The 17,544-nt window shown below is 73.6% G+C and carries 19 protein-coding genes; 14 read left to right on the top strand and 5 right to left on the bottom strand.

Annotated elements, in window-relative coordinates:
* The first annotated feature begins 5 nt into the window (after window positions 1-5).
* Genes AB0K37_RS04165 through AB0K37_RS04120 form a run of 10 tightly spaced genes read left to right on the top strand, consistent with a single transcriptional unit; the run spans window position 6 to window position 8,268 of the window.
* Entirely contained in the window at window positions 6-944 is a 939-nt protein-coding gene (locus AB0K37_RS04165; RefSeq protein ID WP_363974506.1) for a sulfotransferase, read from the top strand.
* A gap of 1 nt (window position 945) precedes the next feature.
* On the top strand, window positions 946-1,719 hold the full coding sequence (locus AB0K37_RS04160) for an SDR family oxidoreductase (RefSeq protein ID WP_363974503.1): 774 nt from the start codon (window positions 946-948) through the stop codon (window positions 1,717-1,719).
* A gap of 2 nt (window positions 1,720-1,721) precedes the next feature.
* Window positions 1,722-2,576 (top strand): family 3 encapsulin nanocompartment shell protein, encoded by an 855-nt coding sequence (locus AB0K37_RS04155; RefSeq protein WP_363974500.1) that lies wholly within the window; start codon window positions 1,722-1,724, stop codon window positions 2,574-2,576.
* Window positions 2,576-3,415: a transketolase gene (locus AB0K37_RS04150; RefSeq protein ID WP_363974497.1), complete on the top strand. Its 840-nt coding sequence runs from the start codon at window positions 2,576-2,578 to the stop codon at window positions 3,413-3,415. Before AB0K37_RS04155 ends, AB0K37_RS04150 begins: the two co-directional genes overlap by 1 nt.
* Window positions 3,412-4,422, top strand: a complete 1,011-nt coding sequence (locus AB0K37_RS04145) for a transketolase C-terminal domain-containing protein (protein WP_363974494.1) — start codon at window positions 3,412-3,414, stop codon at window positions 4,420-4,422. Before AB0K37_RS04150 ends, AB0K37_RS04145 begins: the two co-directional genes overlap by 4 nt.
* Entirely contained in the window at window positions 4,397-4,564 is a 168-nt protein-coding gene (gene lysW / locus AB0K37_RS04140; protein ID WP_258940458.1) for a lysine biosynthesis protein LysW, read from the top strand. Before AB0K37_RS04145 ends, lysW begins: the two co-directional genes overlap by 26 nt.
* A complete protein-coding gene (lysX, locus tag AB0K37_RS04135; protein WP_363974490.1) occupies window positions 4,561-5,415 on the top strand; it encodes a lysine biosynthesis protein LysX in 855 nt (284 codons plus the stop codon). Before lysW ends, lysX begins: the two co-directional genes overlap by 4 nt.
* The gene (argC, locus tag AB0K37_RS04130) at window positions 5,412-6,425 is read left to right on the top strand and encodes an N-acetyl-gamma-glutamyl-phosphate reductase (RefSeq protein WP_363974487.1); all 1,014 of its coding nucleotides are present in this window, start codon (window positions 5,412-5,414) and stop codon (window positions 6,423-6,425) included. The genes lysX and argC overlap by 4 nt, the downstream gene beginning before the upstream one ends.
* An 11-nt stretch (window positions 6,426-6,436) precedes the next feature.
* Complete coding sequence (locus AB0K37_RS04125) at window positions 6,437-7,240, top strand: [LysW]-aminoadipate kinase (RefSeq protein WP_363974484.1); 804 nt, start codon at window positions 6,437-6,439, stop codon at window positions 7,238-7,240.
* Complete coding sequence (locus AB0K37_RS04120; protein WP_363974481.1) at window positions 7,237-8,268, top strand: M20/M25/M40 family metallo-hydrolase; 1,032 nt, start codon at window positions 7,237-7,239, stop codon at window positions 8,266-8,268. Before AB0K37_RS04125 ends, AB0K37_RS04120 begins: the two co-directional genes overlap by 4 nt.
* Before the next feature lie 13 nt (window positions 8,269-8,281).
* On the opposite strand, the gene AB0K37_RS04115 is transcribed toward AB0K37_RS04120, so the two are convergent.
* From AB0K37_RS04115 to AB0K37_RS04105, 3 genes are read right to left on the bottom strand one after another with little or no spacing between them, the layout of a single operon-like run.
* Window positions 8,282-9,088, bottom strand: coding sequence for a M23 family metallopeptidase (locus AB0K37_RS04115; protein ID WP_363974478.1), 807 nt, complete (start codon window positions 9,086-9,088; stop codon window positions 8,282-8,284).
* A 46-nt stretch (window positions 9,089-9,134) separates the two neighbouring features.
* On the bottom strand, window positions 9,135-9,635 hold the full coding sequence (locus tag AB0K37_RS04110; protein ID WP_363974475.1) for an ArsR family transcriptional regulator: 501 nt from the start codon (window positions 9,633-9,635) through the stop codon (window positions 9,135-9,137).
* 44 nt (window positions 9,636-9,679) lie between these two features.
* The gene (locus AB0K37_RS04105) at window positions 9,680-10,690 is read right to left on the bottom strand and encodes a patatin-like phospholipase family protein (protein ID WP_363974473.1); all 1,011 of its coding nucleotides are present in this window, start codon (window positions 10,688-10,690) and stop codon (window positions 9,680-9,682) included.
* A 432-nt stretch (window positions 10,691-11,122) separates the two neighbouring features.
* Here AB0K37_RS04105 and AB0K37_RS04100 point away from each other — a divergent pair, with 432 nt between their 5' ends.
* From AB0K37_RS04100 to AB0K37_RS04090, 3 genes are all read left to right on the top strand, one after another.
* Window positions 11,123-12,493 (top strand): endo-1,4-beta-xylanase, encoded by a 1,371-nt coding sequence (locus AB0K37_RS04100; protein WP_363974470.1) that lies wholly within the window; start codon window positions 11,123-11,125, stop codon window positions 12,491-12,493.
* A 230-nt stretch (window positions 12,494-12,723) separates the two neighbouring features.
* The gene (locus AB0K37_RS04095) at window positions 12,724-13,680 is read left to right on the top strand and encodes a DUF5954 family protein (protein ID WP_363974467.1); all 957 of its coding nucleotides are present in this window, start codon (window positions 12,724-12,726) and stop codon (window positions 13,678-13,680) included.
* Between the two features lie 114 nt (window positions 13,681-13,794).
* Window positions 13,795-15,081, top strand: a complete 1,287-nt coding sequence (locus AB0K37_RS04090) for a phosphodiester glycosidase family protein (RefSeq protein WP_363974464.1) — start codon at window positions 13,795-13,797, stop codon at window positions 15,079-15,081.
* Between the two features lie 8 nt (window positions 15,082-15,089).
* Here the strand turns inward: AB0K37_RS04090 and AB0K37_RS04085 are convergent, their stop codons facing one another.
* Window positions 15,090-15,845, bottom strand: a complete 756-nt coding sequence (locus AB0K37_RS04085; RefSeq protein WP_363974461.1) for an NYN domain-containing protein — start codon at window positions 15,843-15,845, stop codon at window positions 15,090-15,092.
* Window positions 15,846-16,047: 202 nt separating this feature from the next.
* Between AB0K37_RS04085 and AB0K37_RS04080 the strand changes: the two genes are divergently transcribed.
* Entirely contained in the window at window positions 16,048-16,869 is an 822-nt protein-coding gene (locus tag AB0K37_RS04080) for an SAM-dependent methyltransferase (protein WP_363974458.1), read from the top strand.
* A 214-nt stretch (window positions 16,870-17,083) separates the two neighbouring features.
* On the opposite strand, the gene AB0K37_RS04075 is transcribed toward AB0K37_RS04080, so the two are convergent.
* Window positions 17,084-17,488, bottom strand: a complete 405-nt coding sequence (locus AB0K37_RS04075; RefSeq protein ID WP_363974456.1) for a LytTR family DNA-binding domain-containing protein — start codon at window positions 17,486-17,488, stop codon at window positions 17,084-17,086.
* Window positions 17,489-17,544 lie beyond the last annotated feature (56 nt).

The following is a 17,544-nucleotide window of genomic DNA, read 5'->3' as shown; positions in this document are numbered from 1 at the left end:
TTTTTATGTTCCCGACCAGCTTGTGCCGGTACCCCCCGGAAGGTCGCGGTTTGCCAATGAAGGTGCTTTACATCACCGGTTGGTGTCGCAGCGGCAGCACCATGCTGGGCAACGTCCTCGCCGAGGCCCCGGGGATCGTGCACGTCGGCGAACTGCGTTTCCTCTGGCTGAACGGGGTTCTCGGAACGGGCAGCAACGGCAGGTGCGGCTGCGGGCTCGGCCATCGCGAATGCCCGTTCTGGTCCGCGGTGCTGGAGGAGGTCCGCCCGCCCGGGACGCCCCTCGAACGGCACGCCGCCGAGGTCGTCGCCTGGCAGGACGCGTACCGGACCCGGCACACCTGGCGGGTTCTGCGCGATCCGCCGCGCAACGGGTGGCCGGACGCGCTCTCCGCCGCCTACCACGCCATCGCCCGGGTCTCGGGCGCGCGCGTCATCGTCGACAGCTCCAAGTTCGCCTCCGACGCCGCGCTGCTGGCGTCCCTTCCGGGCGTGGAGGGCCGCTACGTCCACCTGATCCGCGACCCCCGCGCGGTCGCCTGCTCGTGGCTGCGGCCCAAGGCGTACACGGGCCGCCGCTCCGCGCTGAACAGCACCTGGCACTGGACCGGCTTCAACCTGGCGGCCGAGGCGGTCGGCCGCGCGCACCCGGACCGCTCGCTGCACATGCGCTACGAGGCCCTGGTCCGCAGCCCTCGCGCCGCGGTCGGAACCATCCTGGACCTGCTCGGCCACGAGGGCCCGAACCCCGTGGCCGCCGACGGGACGGTCGAGCTCGGCGGCAACCACACGGTCACCGGCAACCCCAACCGGTTCGGCCGCGGCCGGACCCGGATCGAGGAGGACCGCAGGTGGCACGCCGCGCTCCCGCGCTCCCAGCGTTCCGCGACCACGCTCATGGCGCTCCCGCTGCTGCACCGGTACGGCTACGAGAAGAGGGTGTGACGTGGACCTCGGACTGGACGGAAAAGTGGCCCTGGTCGCGGGCGGGTCGGCGGGCATCGGGCTCGCGATCGCCCGAGACCTGGTGCGCGAGGGCGCCGCGGTGTCGATCGCGGGCCGCGACCCCGGCCGGCTGGCCAAGGCCCGCGACGCGATCCGCGCGGACCTCGGCGCGGAGGTCGGCACCCGGGCGCTGGACGTGCGCGACAGCGAGGCGGCGCGCGCCTGGGTGGACGACGCCGCGGCCGAGCACGGCGCCGTCCACATCATGGTCACCAACGCGGGCGGGCCTCCCGCCGGGCCGACCGGGGCGTTCGGCCCGGACGACTACCGCGCCGCCCTCGACCTCGCGATGGTCTCCCACATCGGGCTCGCGCAGGCGGCGCTTCCGCACCTGCGGGAGGCCGGCTGGGGCCGCATCCTGATGGTCACCAGCGAGACGATCCGCGACCTCATCCCCGCGTTCGCGCTCTCGGGGATCGTGCGGACCGGGCTGGTCGGCTACGCCAAGACCCTGGTGCACGAACTCGGCCCCGGGGACCTCACCGTCAACGTCCTCGCGCCCGGATACACCGCGACGGACGCGCTGCTGTCCGGCATCACCGGCGAACCCGGGGCGGAGACGGCCCGCGTCGCGCGGGAGGCGGGCATCCCGCTCGGCCGGGTCGCCCGGCCGGAGGAGGTCGCGGCGGCCGGGGTGTTCCTGCTGAGCGCCCGCGCGAGCTTCGTCACCGGCACCGTCCAGGTCGTCGACGGCGGCCGCTCCCTGGGGGTCTGACCATGTCCGAGATGCCGGTGTCCGACGTGCGCATGATGCTGGACGACCCCGAGCTGACCCGGCGCAGCCCGGGCGAGGAGTTCGCGCTCGCCCACGCCCGCCACGGGCCGGACGCGGCGGTCGAGCTGCGCGCCTCCATCAGCGACCTGTTCCCGCCGGCCAGGCGCCGTCCCCGCCTCACCGTCCGGCACCTGCTCCGCAAGGCCGTCGTCGACGCCGACGAGGTCACGGTCTTCACCGAGCGGGCCGAGAACACCTCGCCGGACGACGCCGCCCCGGAGTGGGAGTTCGAGGTCGGCTCCGCGACCGTCCGGACGCAGGTCGTGCGGGCCTCGGTGCCGGTGCCCAAGGAGATCCTCGCCGACCCGGCCGCGCTCGCCGCGTTCGTCGACTACCGCCTGCTGGTGCGGCTCGGCACGGCGGAGAACGACGTCCTGCTCAACGGGACGGGGCCGATCCAGGGCCTGCTGCGCGTCCCGGGCCTGCGGGAACGGCCCTGCGACCCGGCGGACGGCGGTTCGGCCGCCCGGACCCTGCTGGCGACGGCGGCGCTGTGCGAGTGGTACGGCGGGTCGGCGGACGGGATCGTCATGCACCCCGACGACTGGTGGCCGCTCGTGGCGGACGGCGCGTTCCTCGAACGGCTCGCCGTGCAGGGCGTCAAGGTCAGCAGGACCCGCATGGTGCCCGCGGGAACGGCCCTGGTCGGCGACTTCACCGCCGCCGCGACGCTGCTGGACCGCCGGTCCTCGACGATCCGGCTGGACGGGGACGCGCTGGTGGCCGAGATCCGCGAGGGCCTCGCCGTCCACCTGCCCGGCCATTTCGTGCTCGCCTCGCTTCCCGGCGGGCGCTGATGGGCGCGCCGGCGCCGGCCGATCCGGCGGCGGACCTGCCGGCGGTCGCCCACCGGGTCCGCGAGCACATCGTGCGGATGTGCGCCGGGCCGGAGGGCGGCCACCTCGGCGGGTCGATGTCGCTGGTGGAGATCCTCACCCTGCTGTACTTCGAGGTGATGCGGGTCGATCCGCGCCGTCCCGCCGCGCTGGACCGTGACATCTTCATCCTCAGCAAGGGGCACGGCGCGATGTGCCTGTACGCGGTACTGGCCGAGCGGGGCTTCTTCCCCGTCGCGGAGCTGGCGGAGTACTCCCGGCCGGGCAGCCGGCTGATGGGCCATCCGGTCCGCGCGGTGCCGGGGGTGGAGATGCCCACCGGATCGCTCGGGCACGGGCTCGCGCTCGCCAACGGGTTCGCCCTCGCCGACCGGGGCCGCCGCTGCTTCGCCGTCCTCGGCGACGGCGAACTGCAGGAGGGCGCCGTCTGGGAGGCGGCCATGGCCTCGGCCTCGCTCGGCCTCGGCAACCTGACGGCCGTCGTCGACCGCAACCGCCTCCAGATCACCGGCCCCACCGAGGACGCGATCGGGCTGGAGCCGCTGGCGGACCGCTGGCGCAGCTTCGGCTGGACGGTGCGCGAGGCGGACGGCCACGACTTCGGCGCGCTGCGCGAGGCGCTCGCCCCGGGCGGAACCGGGGAGGGGCCTCCGACGGTGGTCGTCGCCCGCACCGTCAAGGGGCGCGGCCTGCCGTCGCTGGAGGCGAAGACGCGCAGCCACTACGCCAGGCTGAGCGGCCGCCAGGCCGAGCGGTCCCTGGCCGTGCTCCAGGCCCGGCGCAGGCGGGCCGTCTCATGACGGCCGACCCCGCCCGGCAGACGCCCCGGCCGCGCTCCGCGCGGGAGGTGTACCGCGACCTGCTGCCGGAGCTGATGCGCGCCGACGACCGGCTGTACTGCCTGGACAGCGACACCGGGCTGTTCGAGGCGGCCGCCTTCGCCGGCGTCCCCGGCCGCTACCTCAACCTCGGCATCGCCGAGCACAGCCTGATGGGCACGGCCGCGGGCCTGGCCGCCAGCGGGAACGTCCCGTTCGTCACCACGATGGCGACCTTCGCCGCGACCCGGGCGCTGGAGGCCATCAAGATCGACATCGCGTACAACGCGCTGCCGGTCCGCATCGTCGCCACCCACGGCGGGCTGGCCGCCGGGCACCTCGGCCCGACCCACCACGCGCTGGAGGACCTGGCCGTCATGCGGGCGCTGCCCGGCTTCACCGTGGTCGTCCCGGGCGACGCGGGGCAGGCGGGCGAGGCCGTCCGGCAGAGCGCGGCGCTGCCCGGCCCCGCCTACATCCGGCTCGGCCGCTCCGCCACCCCCGGCCTGGACGGCGCGGCGCCCGAAGCCGGCCCGTTCGAGATCGGACGGGCGCAGTGGCTGCGGCGCGGCGGGGACGTGGCGATCGTCGCCTGCGGACCCCACCCGGTGCTGGCCGCGGCGCGCGCCGCCGACCGGCTCGCCGAGCAGGGCGTGCGCGCCGCCGTCCTCAACCTGCACACGCTGCGCCCGCTCGACGTCGCGGCCGTCGTCGCGGCGGCCGAGGGCACCGCGGGCGTCGTCACCGTCGAGGAGCACTGGCGCTCGGGCGGCCTCGGCGGCGCCGTCGCCGAGACCCTCGCCGAGCACGCGCCGGCCCGGGTGGCGCGGGTCGGCATGCCCGACACGTTCGCCGAGCGCGCGGGCGGCCAGGAGGACCTGCTCGACCGGTACGGCATCACGGCGGGCGCGGTCGTCGCCGCCGCGCTGAACCTGACCAGCGGAACCCATGGAGGTGGCACGCATGACCCAGACCTGTCCCGAGTGTGAGGGCCCGGTCCAGCTCGCCGAGCCCGTCCGGCTCAGCGAGATCGCGCAGTGCGCCGACTGCTCCAGCGAACTGGAGGTCGTCGGCCTCGACCCGGTCGCACTCGCGCTCGCCCCCGAGATCGAGGAGGACTGGGGCGAGTGAGGCCGGTGGCCGTGCTGGCCTCCCGGGTGCGGTACGAGGAGAAGCGCGTCTTCGCCGCGCTGGAGCGCCGCGGCGTACCGTACGCGCACGTGGACACCCGGCGGTTCAGGGCCGAACTGGGCGGTGGGGCGGCGAGCGCCGGGCCGCGGTACGCGGCGGCGCTGAACCGGGAGATCTCCCACAGCCGCGCCCTCTACGCGTCGATGATCTTGGAGGCGCGCGGGGTGCCGACGGTCAACCGGTCGGAGGTGATCGCCGTGTGCGGCGACAAGCTGCGCACCTCGCTGGCGCTGGAGCGCGCCGGCGTCCCCTCCCCGCGCACGGCGGTCGCGCTCACCCCGGACGAGGGCGCCGAGGCCGCCGAGCGGCTGGGCTTCCCCGTGGTGATCAAACCGCTGACGGGGTCGTGGGGACGGCTCGCGGCGGCCGTGCGCGACCGGGAGTCGGCGCAGACCGTCCTGGAGCACCGGGCCGCTCTGCCCTCCCCGCTCCAGCACATCGTCTACCTGCAGGAACTCGTCGACAAACCGGGACGCGACATCCGGGTGATCGTCGCCGGGGACACCGTGGTGGGCGCGACGTACCGCTACTCGGACGGCTGGCGCACCAACGCCGCCCGGGGCGCGCGCTCCGAGCCCTGCCCGCTCACGCCCGACCTGGTCGGGCCGGCCCTGCGGGCCGCGCGGGCCGTGGGCGGCGGGATCCTGGGCGTCGACCTGATCGAGGGACCCGAGGGGCCGCTCGTCCTGGAGGTCAACCACAACGTCGAGTTCCGCGGGTTGCAGGACGCGCACGGCGAGGACGTGGACGTCGCGGACGCGATCGTCTCCCACGTGCTGGAGGCGGCGTGATCCGGGTCGGCGTCGTGGGCGCCGCCGGCTACCTCGGCGGCGAGCTGCTGCGGCTGCTCATCGGCCATCCGGGGACGGAGGTCGCGCACGCGGTCTCGACCCGGTTCCCCGGCCGCCGCGTGGACTCCGTCCACCCCAACCTGCGGGCCCAGACCGACCTGCTGTTCAGCGCCCCGGACGACCTCGACGCCTGCGACGTCCTGCTGACGGCGACCCCGCACAAGGCCACCATGAGCCTGCTGCCCGAGATGAGGGGACGGGCCAAGACGGTCATCGACCTCTCCGGCGACTTCCGCGACCCCGACCCCGCCGTCTACGAGCGGTACTACGGCGTCCCGCACACCGCGCCCGGACTGCTCGGCGCGTTCGTCCCCGGCGTCCCCGAGCTGTTCCGCGCGGAGCTGGCCGAAGCCGACCTCATCAGCGTGCCCGGGTGCATGGCCACGGCGGCGATCCTCGCGCTGCGCCCCCTGACCGGGCTGATCGGCCCGGACGTGCAGATCGACGCCCGCACCGGGTCGAGCGGGTCGGGCGCCCTCGCCGGGGACGCCAACCTGCACGCCGAACGCAGCGGCGCGCTGCGGGTGTTCGCCCCCGCGCGGCACCGCCACGAGGCGGAGGTGGCGCGGCTGACCGGGCTGAACGCCAGGATGACCGCCACCGGGGTCGAGGCCGTGCGCGGCGTGCAGGTCGTCTGCCACGCCACCGGCACCGCCTCCGCCGACGAGAGGGCCGTCCGCCGCGCCTACCGCGAGCGCTACGCCGGCGAGCCGTTCGTGCGGATCGTCGCGCACCGCACCGGAACGCACCGGCTCCCCGATCCGAAGCTGCTGTCCGGGTCCAACTACTGCGACGTCGGCTTCGCCGTGGACGGCGATCGCATCACCGCGATCGCCGCGCTGGACAACCTGGTGAAGGGCGGGGCGGGCGCCGCGGTGCAGTGCCTGAACATCCGCACCGGCCAGCCCGAGACCCTGGGCCTGGGGTTCCCCGGCCTGCACCCGGTCTGATGGGGACCGGTGTGAGAGGGATCGTCGTGGTGAAGTGCGGCGGCGCGGTGCCCGCCGAGACGGTGTGCGCGGACCTCGCCGGGCTCGCGGGCCGGGCCGTCCTCGTGCACGGCGGCGCCGCCGACGTCGACCGGCTCGCCGCGGACCTCGGCGTGCCCGCCCGCACCCTCGTCTCGCCGAGCGGCGTGACCAGCCGCCACACCGATCCGGCCACGCTGGAGGTGCTCACGCTGGCGCTCGCCGGACGGGTCAAGCCGCGGCTGCTGCGCGCCCTCGCCGCCAACGGCGTCCCGGCCGTCGGGCTGACGGGACTGGACGGCGGGCTGCTGCGGGCGCGGCGCAAGCCCGCGCAGCGCACCGTGCGCGACGGCCGCACCGTCATCGTCCGGGACGACCACAGCGGACGGCTCACCGGCGTCCGGCCGCGGGTGTTGAACGTGCTGGTCGGCGCCGGTTTCGTGCCCGTGGTGTCGCCGCCTGCTCTGGGCGAGGACGGCGCGCCGGTGAACGTGGACGCCGACCGGGTCGCGGCGGCGGTCGCGGGCGCGCTGCGCGCCGAGCGGCTGGTCCTGCTGACGGCGGCGCCGGGCGTGCTGCGCGACCCGTCCGACGAGGGCTCCCTGCTCGACCGCTGCCCGCTCCCGCGCGAGGGCCCCGTCCCCCACGCGGCGAGCGGCGGCATGCACCGCAAGCTCATCGCCTCCCGCGAGGCCCTGCTCGCGGGCGTCCCCCGGGTGTCGATCGGCGACGGGCGGATCCCCCGCCCGGTCACCGCGGCCCTGGCCGGCGCCGGCACGACACTGGAGATCACATGAGCGGCCCCGTCGACCTGCTGCACGCGATGCTGTCGATCCCCTCCCCGTCCGGCCGGGAGGACGAGCTGGCGCGGTACCTGGAGAAGGCCATGAACGACCTCGGCATGGCCGCGGGACGCGACGAGGCCGGCAACGTGATCGGCGACATCGGCACCGGCCGGGGGCCCGTGGTGATGCTGCTCGGCCACCTCGACACCGTCGACCGGCCGCTGCCCGCGCGGCGCGAGGGCGGCCGCCTCGTGGGCCGGGGCGCCGCGGACGCCAAGGGGCCGCTCGCCGCGATGATCAGCGCGGCGGCGGCCCGGCCCTCGTTCCCCGGCACCCTGCGGGTCGTGGGCGCGGTGGAGGAGGAACGGCTGTCGCGGGGCGGCGAGCATCTGGCGCGCACCGTCCCCGCGCCGGACGCGCTGCTGGTCGGGGAGCCGAGCGGCTGGTCGCGGGTCGTGCTCGGCTACAAGGGCAAGATCGACATCGGGTACCGGGTGGCCCGCGCCGCGACGCACTCCACCAACCCCTGCGCCAAGGCCACCGAGGTCGCGGTGGCGTTCTGGCACGACCTGCTGGAGGCGCTCGGCCCCGAGCGCGACCACGGCGCGTTCGGGCTGCCCGCCGCCACCCTGCGCGGCGTCCACGGCGACCTCACCGAGGCGCGGCTCGACGTCGACTGCCGCGTCCCGCCCGGGTACGACGCCGAGGCCCTGGCCGCCCGGCTGCGTGCTCGCGCGAACGGCGGCGAGGTCACGATCGTCCGGCACGTCCCGGCGGTCCGGCGCGGGCGGACCGACCCGGTGGTGCGGGCGGTGTCGGCGGCCATCCGGCGGCACGGCGGGACGCCCAGGCCCACCCTCAAGACGGGCACGTCCGACATGAACACCGTCGCCCCGCACTGGGACGTGCCCATGGCGACGTACGGGCCGGGCGACAGCTCGCTGGACCACTCCGACGAGGAGCACATCGAGATCGCCGAGTTCCTGAAGGGCGTGGACGTGCTCACCACCGCCCTCGACGAACTCGCCGCCACGCTCTGACCCCGGCCTCGGCCTATCGCGTCGGCGCGCCGACCCCCGTGGTGAAGGGGCGGCGCCCGCCGGGGACGCCGGACCGGTTCTCGCCTCCGCTCTCGTAGGGGAAGGCGAACGGAAGGCCGGCGGCGGCCAGCGGGCGCGGCCGGTCCATGAGGTGGAAGTGCAGGTGCGGCTCGGAGGAGTTGCCGGAGTTGCCGACCTGGCCGAGGACGTCCCCGGCCCGGACCCGGTCGCCCTTGGAGACGCGCAACGAGCCGCGGCGCAGGTGGGCGAAGACCGCGTACACCCCGTCGCCCAGATCGAGGGTGACGGAGTTGCCGACGACGAACCGTCCCGCCGAGAGGGTCAGCAGCGACAGTATCTGGCGGAACACCATCCCCTCGACCATCAGGTAGAGGAAACCGGGCCAGGAGTTCCGGCTCCAGTGATCGCGCTGCCATCCGCTCGCCTGGACGACGACGCCGTCGGCCGGCGCGAGGACCTCCTGCCCGAAGGACGGGAACGAGTCCGGGCGCGCCGCGAGAGGCCAGCCCCGCACCGCGCTCCATTCGCCGTCCGGGACGTGGACCAGGTCGATCGCATAGGTCTGGCCCAGTTCGTGGGTTCCGTGGCTGGGCACCCTGTCGGCGGGGCTGTTGACGGGTACCCAGCGTCCTTCGATCGGGCTGAGCAGGACGACCGGTTCCGCGTCGGAGGGGCCGCTGCGCACGAAGAACAGCACGACCCCGGCCACGACGATGGCCGTCCCGAGCCACCAGAGCGCGTCGATGCCGTGCAGGGGCGCGGGGAGCGCGAGCACCAGGCCGAGCAAGATGAACGGCATCCGGAATCGTGCGAGTTTCCTGAGCATCGCCCCTCCGTCGGGTCGGTCAGCGGCGGGTGGCCGCCAGCACGGTCAGAATCGGCACGACCCGTTCACCGGGGACGCTGTAGCGTCCGCGCCCGGTGGTGCGCAGCCAGCCGGCCGCGACCAGCTGCCGCAGGTGGTGGTAGAGCTGGCCGGTCGTGCCGAGGCTCTCGTGGTCGGCCAGCTCGGCTGTGGTGCGCGCGCCCTGAAGGATCTTTCGGAGCAGCAGCAGCCGGACGGGATGCGCGAGCGCCGAAAGCGTCTCGGCGTTCTGCGACCAGTCGTCCGACAGCAGGTCGCCGGTCGGGTGCCCCTGCTGCCATTCGTAGTGCTCTCCGGACGGGAGCGTCACCGAGCCGGTGAACAGCACGGCGCCGGGCTCGGCGGCCCGCTCTTTCAGGGCGTCCAGGGCCCAGAACGTGCCGGACGGTTCGGGGCGTCCGGCGGCGGGCGCGGCCCCTTCCAGCGCGGCCACGCGCTCTTCCAGGCGCGCGACCCGTTCCGCCAGCGTCTCCTCCGCCACCACTCCATTATTACGTAAGTACGTAGATTCGACAAACGGCGCGGTCAGTCGGGGGCCGGGCTCGTGAGAGGGCGGGGAGCCCGGTGGCGCGCCAGGTAGGTGCGGTGGTCCCAGTCGTCCAGGAAGCGGGCCGCGGCCTCGCGGCCCGCCGCGTAGAGACGGTCGCGGGTCGCCGCGTCGAGGTCGAAGTCGGTCGCGAGGACGCCGCCGGTGGGGGCGAACATGGTGCGGGCCACGATGGCCGGCTCGTCCATCTGCACCCGGTCGTGCGCCTCCGCCATCGTCGAGACGAGCGCGCGCCCGTAGCCGACGGGGCCGCGGACGGCGCGCCACTGCGGGAAGGCGCCCCCGGGAAGAGGGCGGGCCGACAGCTTCACTCCGAAGGTCGGCCAGCGAGGCTCGCGGTCCTCCCGGTCGAAGATGGTGATCGGGTAGTTGGAGAGCATCCCGCCGTCCACCTGGACGCAGGCGCGGCCGTCCTTCCGGGAGACGCGGCGCGGCCGGAAGAACACCGGAATGGACGCCGAGGCGCGCACCGCGTCCGCGACGGACTGCTCGTCGGGATCCAGACCGTACCGTTCGTAGTCCCACGGAAGGCGGACCATTCGCCCGCTGCTGATGTCGGAGACCACGACGACGAGTTTGTAGGCGCGCTCCGGCGGGAGCGCCGAATCGGGATCGCGCAGTCTCAACTGCCCGAACGTCTCGACCCCGCATTCCTTCAGGTGCGCGGAGATCCACCGGTGCAGGGCGTCGCCCTTGTGCAGCCCGAGGGTGGTGAGCAGGGAAAGGCCCCGCACGACGCCGAAGCGCGAGCCGTCCCGGAACGACCGGTAGTCGAGGTTCCGCATGAGGTCGACCATCTCCGGGACCGGCATCCCGGCGGCCAGCAGCGCTCCGACGATCGCGCCGGCGGACGTCCCCGCGACGCGGGCCGGCGCGCCGAGCCGGTATCCCCGCGCCTGCGTCTCGGCGATCGCGCCGACCAGCGCGATGCCCTTCACGCCGCCGCCCTCCAGCACGAGGTCGGCGCGCGGCACTGCCGAAGATTCCATCGATCTCCCTTCCGCCGCGGAGCCCGCCGGACGCCGCGGTCCACTGTTCCGGGGGCAAGCGGAAAACGACCGGCATGCGCTATGGATTCCGTTCCGCCCCTCCCCAGAAAGATGCCCTTTCGATCATTACTTCAATGGCCCGTCCGACATTTTTTGCAGGACATTTCCTCAATCGAGGAAAACGGCCTGCGGCCGGACGGGAACCGATCAACGGCCGGGCCGCGGAGGGAGCGGAGACCGGCTCTCCGCGAGCACGTCCCGAAATCTTTCGACAAAGAACCCCGGACCGGATCGCAGGTCAGTCGCACTGACCTCTGAAAACAGAGGAAAGACCGTTGACCCCCGAGATTCCTGGGGTTACTTTCCCTTCGGCTGTCGAAAAGATATCGAAACTTTTCGATGACTCTCGTCCCCCACCCCAAGGAGGAGACCATGAGGAGAGCACTCCTCGCGCTGCTCGGCGCGAGCGCACTGCTCCTGGCGGCGCTGGTGGCCGTCCCGCTCCCCGCGTCGGCCGCCCCGGGCACCCTCAAGGAGGCCGCCGCGGCGAAAGGCCGCGTCTTCGGCGCCGCCGCCGCCCAGTCCCACATGGGCGAGTCGGCGTACGCCTCCACGCTCGACCGCGAGTTCAACCAGCTCACGCCCGAGAACGAGATGAAGTGGGACACCACGGAGCCGTCCAGGAACTCGTTCGGCTTCGGCGCGGCCGACCAGCTCGTCGGCCACGCCCGGGCGCAGGGCATGAAGGTCCGCGGGCACACCCTCGTGTGGCACAACCAGCTGCCGGGCTGGGTCGGCGGCATCTCCTCCCGCGACGACCTGCTGAGCGCCATGCGGAACCACATCGCGAAGGAGGCCGGCCACTTCGCGGGCGAGATCGCCTACTGGGACGTGGTCAACGAGGCGTTCCAGGACGGCTCCGGCGCGCGGCGCGACTCGGTGTTCCAGCGCGTCATCGGCGACGGCTACATCGAGGAGGCGTTCCGGGCGGCTCGGGCGGCCGACCCCGCCGCCAAGCTCTGCTACAACGACTACAACATCGACGGCCAGAACGCGAAGAGCAATGCCGTCTACGCCATGGTCAAGGACTTCAGGGCGCGCGGCGTTCCGATCGACTGCGTGGGTTTGCAGGCGCACCTGACGCTGGGCGGCGTCCCGTCCGACATGCAGGCCAACATGCAGCGCTTCGCCGACCTGGGCGTGGACGTCCACATCACCGAACTCGACATCCGCATGTCCACGCCCGCCGACACCTCCAAGCTCGCCACCCAGGCGAACGACTACAAGAAGGTCGTCTCCGCGTGCCTCGCCGTGTCGCGCTGCACCGTCATCACCGTCTGGGGCATCACCGACAGGTACTCGTGGATTCCCGACGTGTTCCCCGGTGAGGGGGCCGCGCTGCTGTTCGACGGCAACTACGCCAAGAAGCCCGCTTACAACGCGTCCCTCGAAGCCCTCGGCGGCACGGACCCGGGCGACCCGGGGGACCCCGGCGACCCGGGCACCGTCACCTGCGCCTACACCCGCACCGCGCAGTGGGACACGGGCTTCAACGGCCAGGTGACCATCACGGCGGGCGCCAGTGCGGTCAGCTCGTGGACGGTCGTCCTGACGATGGGCTCGGGCCAGCAGATCAGCGGCCTGTGGAACGGGACCCCGAGCACGAGCGGCAACGTCGTCACGGTGAGGCCGGTGAGCTGGAACGCCAACCTGGCCCCGGGCGCGTCCGCCTCCTTCGGGTTCACCGTCAACGCCCCGGGCGGGAACCAGGCGGCCCCGTCCGTCACCTGCGGCAGCCCCTGACGCCCGCTCCGAGAGACCGCCGTCCGGCACGGCGTCGGCTCCCGTGCCGCCGTGCCGGACGGCCCGCGGACGGGCGCCCTCGCCCCCTCCGGACGATGCGAAAGCCGTAATCATCCTCATCCCCTAGGGCGCTCAAATAACTACCGCAAATACCTCAATCTCTAATCTTTCCGGCGTTCGAATACGGGAAAAGCCGTGCGGGCGTTGCCGCATCCGGCCAGGATGCGGGCATGACCTTCCCGCTGATGCCCGGGTACGACCACATCAACGTGGTGGCCCGGCTGGATCCGGTCGCGGACGTCCGGGACCGGGAACTCGGTGAGAGGATTCAGCGGTACCCGAAGCTCTTTCCCGCAGGATCCCCCGAATTCGGCCACGCGGTGCAATTCGGGAAAGAATGGCGGATCGGGTCGCTGGGCGCGGACGGTCCCGCCGGCGCCCGCTACAACCTCGCGATCGACCTCCGCGCCACCGCCGCGCGGGAGACCGATCCCCCGACCGCCCGCGCGATGCTCGCGGCGGCCGCGCGGCTCGACCCCGAGGAGGGCGAGCAGCTCGCCAAGGACGAGTGGGAGATCGGCGACCGCCGCTACCGCGTCATCCGGGTGGAGAAGTTCATCCTGCTCGGCGACCGCGTGATGGAGCCGCCCCGGTCCACCGACGCCGACCTGTCCGCCGACGCCCTGCTGCGCGACCACCTGCTCGACCCGCCCGCGCCGTGCGGCCAGTGGGAGGCGCAACTCCGGCTGAACCTCGTCGGGCGGCTCCCGGTGCCCGGCACCGTTCCGGAGATGGTCCGCACGGAAGCGCGGCACGCGATCCGCACGCACCCCGGGGTCCTGCTGCTCCCGCCCACCTTCATCGCGGTGGAGGTCGACGGCGGGGCCTGGGCCCCGCTCACCGGCGGCGACGACCCGGAGGAGGCCCGCGACCGGCTGGCGCGCCACTTCACCGACCTGATGCCGAGGCTCCGCGAGTTCCAGGGCGGCTCCCCGTCCGACGCCGAGCTCGCCGAGTGGACCGCGATCGCCGACGGCATCCGCGCGGCGCCGGGCCACGTGTACAACGTCCGCGGCCGCGAGTTCCGCACCGTCCGCGTCTGCCGCATGCTCCGCCTGGGCCGCGACGGCCCTGAGGCCCCCCGCCCCTCCGACCAGGACCGCTACGGCCTCCCCACCTTCGGCTGACCGCCCCGGTGCGCGTCGCGTGATCTTCCTCGGGTGTCAACCTCCGCATCCTTTGCCTTTCACCCGGCGCGCGTCATGATCGAAAGCAGAGGAGCCAGGTGGAGAGGTGGGCGGATGGCTGGTAGGTGGGCGGCCGCGGGAGCGGCGGCGGTCGTGGCGGTCGGGATCGGGTGGGTTCCGGCACGGGCGGACGCGCCGCCTGGCGACGGTGCCGGATCGGGTGAGCGCGCCGAGGCGGCCGGGGCGCGGGCCCGCGTCTCGGCCGATATCGGGGACGTACGGTTCACCTCCTCGGAGAGGCTCGCGTCCGGGGCGACGTTCCGGGTGTTCGAGACGTCCGGGGCCGGCGGAGCGGTCGCCGGGAATCTGGTGGACGTCGACCTGCGGCAGGCAGGGGTCGGGCTGCTGCGGCCGCCCGTGGTCGCCGCGCGGCGCACGGTGTCGGCGATGGCGGACGCGCAGCACGCCGTGGCCGGGGTGAACGGCGACTTCTTCAACATCAGCGAGACCCATGCCGGGGTGACGCCCACGGGGTCGTCGTCCGGGCCCGAGGTGGACGGCGGCCGTCCGCTCAAGGGGGCCGTGCCCGACGGGCAGCGCTTCGGCCCCTCGCTGCCGCCCGGCACGTCCACCGAGGACGTCGTCGGCGTCGGCGTCGACCGGCGCGGGCATGTGGCGCGCCTTCGCCTGGCCGGGACGGTCCGCTCCGGCAAGACGTCCATCGCCCTGCGCGGCCTCAACCAGTACGCGCTCCCGGTCGGCGGCGTCGGGGCGTTCGGCCCCGAATGGGGGGATATGTCGCGGCAGCGCGCGGTGTGCGGGACGGACAAGGTGCGCAACGACCCGTGCAGCACGGACACCGCCGAGGTGACCGTGCGGCGGGGCGTGGTGACGGGGGTCTCCGGCACGGTGGACGGCGGCGCGATCCCGTCCGGCACGACCGTGCTCGTCGGCCGGGAGAAGGGCGCCGACGCGCTGCGCCGCCTCAAGCCCGGCGACCGGGTGCGGGTCTCCTACCGCTTCACCGGGCCGGTCCGCTTCCGGTTCGCCGTCGGCGGGTTCCCGATCCTGCGGAACGGCAGGCCGCTGGACGGCCTGAGCGCCACCGGCCCGGCGCCGCGCACGGCCGCCGGGGTGAGCCGCGACGGCCGGCACTTCTACCTCGTGGTGGTGGACGGCAGGTCCGAGCGCAGCGGCGGCCTGACCGTCGCCGAACTGGCGTCCCTGCTCGACAAGGCCGGCGCCGACGACGCCGTGAACCTCGACGGCGGCGGCTCCTCGGCCCTCGTCGCACGGTCCCCCGGCGAGCCCGCGGTGACCGTCCGCAACACCCCTTCGGAGGGATCAGAACGCGCGGTCGCCAACGGCATCGGCGTCTTCACGAAGAGCGCACGCCGCTGACGGGTCCGTCAGGAGCCCGGCTTCTTGTCCTGGTGGCGCTTGTCGCGGACGTAGATGATGTTCGCCTTGCCGTCGCCGGGGCTGCGGCGGTCCAGGACGAACAGCGTCGTCGCGGCGATCAGCTCGTTGAGCTTGGCGTAGCCGTAGTTGCGGGAGTCGAACTCGGGGCGCTGCTTGGTGATGATGTGGCCGACGGACGCCAGGGCGGCCCACCCGTCCTCGTCGGACGCCGCTTCCACGGCGTTGCGGAGGAGGTTGACGAGGGCGGCGTCCTTCTTCAGCTTGGCGGCCGGCGTCGGGGGCGCCGGCTTGAGCGTCGCGGCGGCCGGGGTGGTCGCGTCCTGGTCGTACAGCAGGTTCTCGATGTAGATGAACTTGTCGCACGCCGCCACGAAGGGCTTGGGCGTCTTGCGCTCGCCGAAGCCGTACACGGTCAGGCCCGACTCGCGGATGCGCGCGGCCAGGCGGGTGAAGTCGCTGTCGCTGGAGACGAGGCAGAACCCGTCGAAGCGGTCGGAGTACAGCAGGTCCATCGCGTCGATGACCATCGCGGCGTCGGTCGCGTTCTTGCCCTTGGTGTAGGCGAACTGCTGGATCGGCTGGATCGACTGGTCGAGCAGCTGCTCCTTCCAGCCCCGCAGGCTGGTGCCGGTCCAGTCGCCGTAGGCGCGCTTGACGTGGGCCGTTCCGTACTTCGCGACCTCGGCCAGCAGGGCCTCGACGATCGCAGGCTGCGCGTTGTCGGCATCGATCAGTACCGCCAACCTGGCAGTGTTCTCACTGACCATACGCACCCCTCGTCAGCCGCCGGCCCACTCCTCATTATCCAAGCCCGGCGCCCCCGCCCGGGAACTGCCGCGCCGGCCTGGTACTCTGCGGCCTCGTCCCGCCGTGTCAAGCGCCGAAGAGCGGCGCAATAGGATCATGGGCGGCCGCGACGATCTCCCCGCCCTCTGGAGGGTTTCGATGACCGAGCATCCGCGGATCGACTCGTCGGTTCCGCATTCGGCGCGGATCTGGAACCACTGGCTGGGCGGGAAGGACAACTACCCCATCGACCAGGAGGTCGGGGACGAGTTTCTCGCGATCTTTCCTGGTCAGGTGGACATCGCCCGGCATTCTCGGGCCTTTCTCGGGCGTGCCGTGCGCTATCTGGCGGGCGAGGTCGGGATTCGGCAGTTCCTCGACATCGGCACCGGCCTGCCCACCGTCGACAACACGCATGAGGTCGCGCAGCGGATCGCGCCCGACGCGCGAGTCGTGTACGTGGACAACGATCCGCTCGTCCTCACGCATGCCCGCGCGCTGCTGACCTCCGCGCCCGAGGGCGTCACGTCCTACATCGACGCCGACGTCCGCGAGCCGGACGTGATCCTGGCCAAGGCCGCCGAGACGCTCGACTTCGACCGGCCGGTGGCGCTGCTGCTCCTCGGGATCCTCGGTCACCTGACCGACGAGGAGGACCCGGAGGGCGTTCTCGCCCGGCTGGTGGCCTCCCTCGCGCCGGGCAGCCATGTCGTCATCAACGACGGCAGCGACGTCTTCGGGGCGCCGGGGGCGGACGGTGCCGACGACACCGCCCGCGCGCGTGCGATCGCCCGGTACGTCGAGGCGGGCGGCATCGCCTACAACCTTCGCTCCCCCGAGCGCATCACCGGGTTCTTCGACGGCCTGGAGCTGCTGGAGCCGGGGGTCGTGCCGGTGTCGCGGTGGCGTCCCGAGCCGTCCCCGTTCGACGAGCCGCCGGAGGTGGACGCCTTCTGCGGCGTCGCCCGCGTCAGCGGCTGAAGGCCAGGAGGGCGTAGCCCCTGTCGTTGGGGTAGGGCGTGAACATGTCGCCGGTCAGGACGTAGACCATGCCGTGCGAGACCACGGCGCCGCCTCCGCCGGCCAGGGAGCCGCCGCGGGCGGTGCCGCCGTCGACGGTCGGGAAGTCGGCGATGGTGTCGAAGCTCCAGCGGTGAGGGCCGCCGCCCGTCTGCTGTGACGCATGGGATCTCCTTCACGGGGTTCTGGTTCCGGGGAGGGCGCCCCGGACGAGCCGGTCGCGGAGGGCGCCGGCGTTGCAGCGGCTGACGGTCAGCCGCGCGTCGCCGAGCCGGAGCGTGCACCGCCCCGACTCGACGACCATCTCCTCGACGTGGGCGAGGGCGACCAGATGCGACCGGTGGATGCGGACGAATCCGGCGTCCCGCCACGCCTCCTCCAGCGCGGCCAGCGAGACCCGGACGAGGTGGCTGCCCGTGCCCGTGTAGAGGCGGGCGTAGTCGCCGTGGGCCTCGGCGTACCGGACGTCCGACCGCCGGACGAACCGGACCGCGCGCCCCACCCCGACCGGGATCACCTCGTCGGCGGCCTCCCGCCGTCCGCCGGCGTCGACCACGAGGACGACCACTGTGGCGTGCATGCGCACATGGAAACCGCGGGGCCGAACGATGATCAAGGGCGGGGTGGGGCATCTGT

It is taken from the genome of Actinomadura sp. NPDC049753 (assembly GCF_040674655.1).
Lineage (GTDB): Bacteria > Actinomycetota > Actinomycetes > Streptosporangiales > Streptosporangiaceae > Spirillospora > Spirillospora verrucosospora.
Note: the sequence above shows the minus strand (reverse complement) of the source record. Positions and strands in the feature narration are given on the sequence as shown.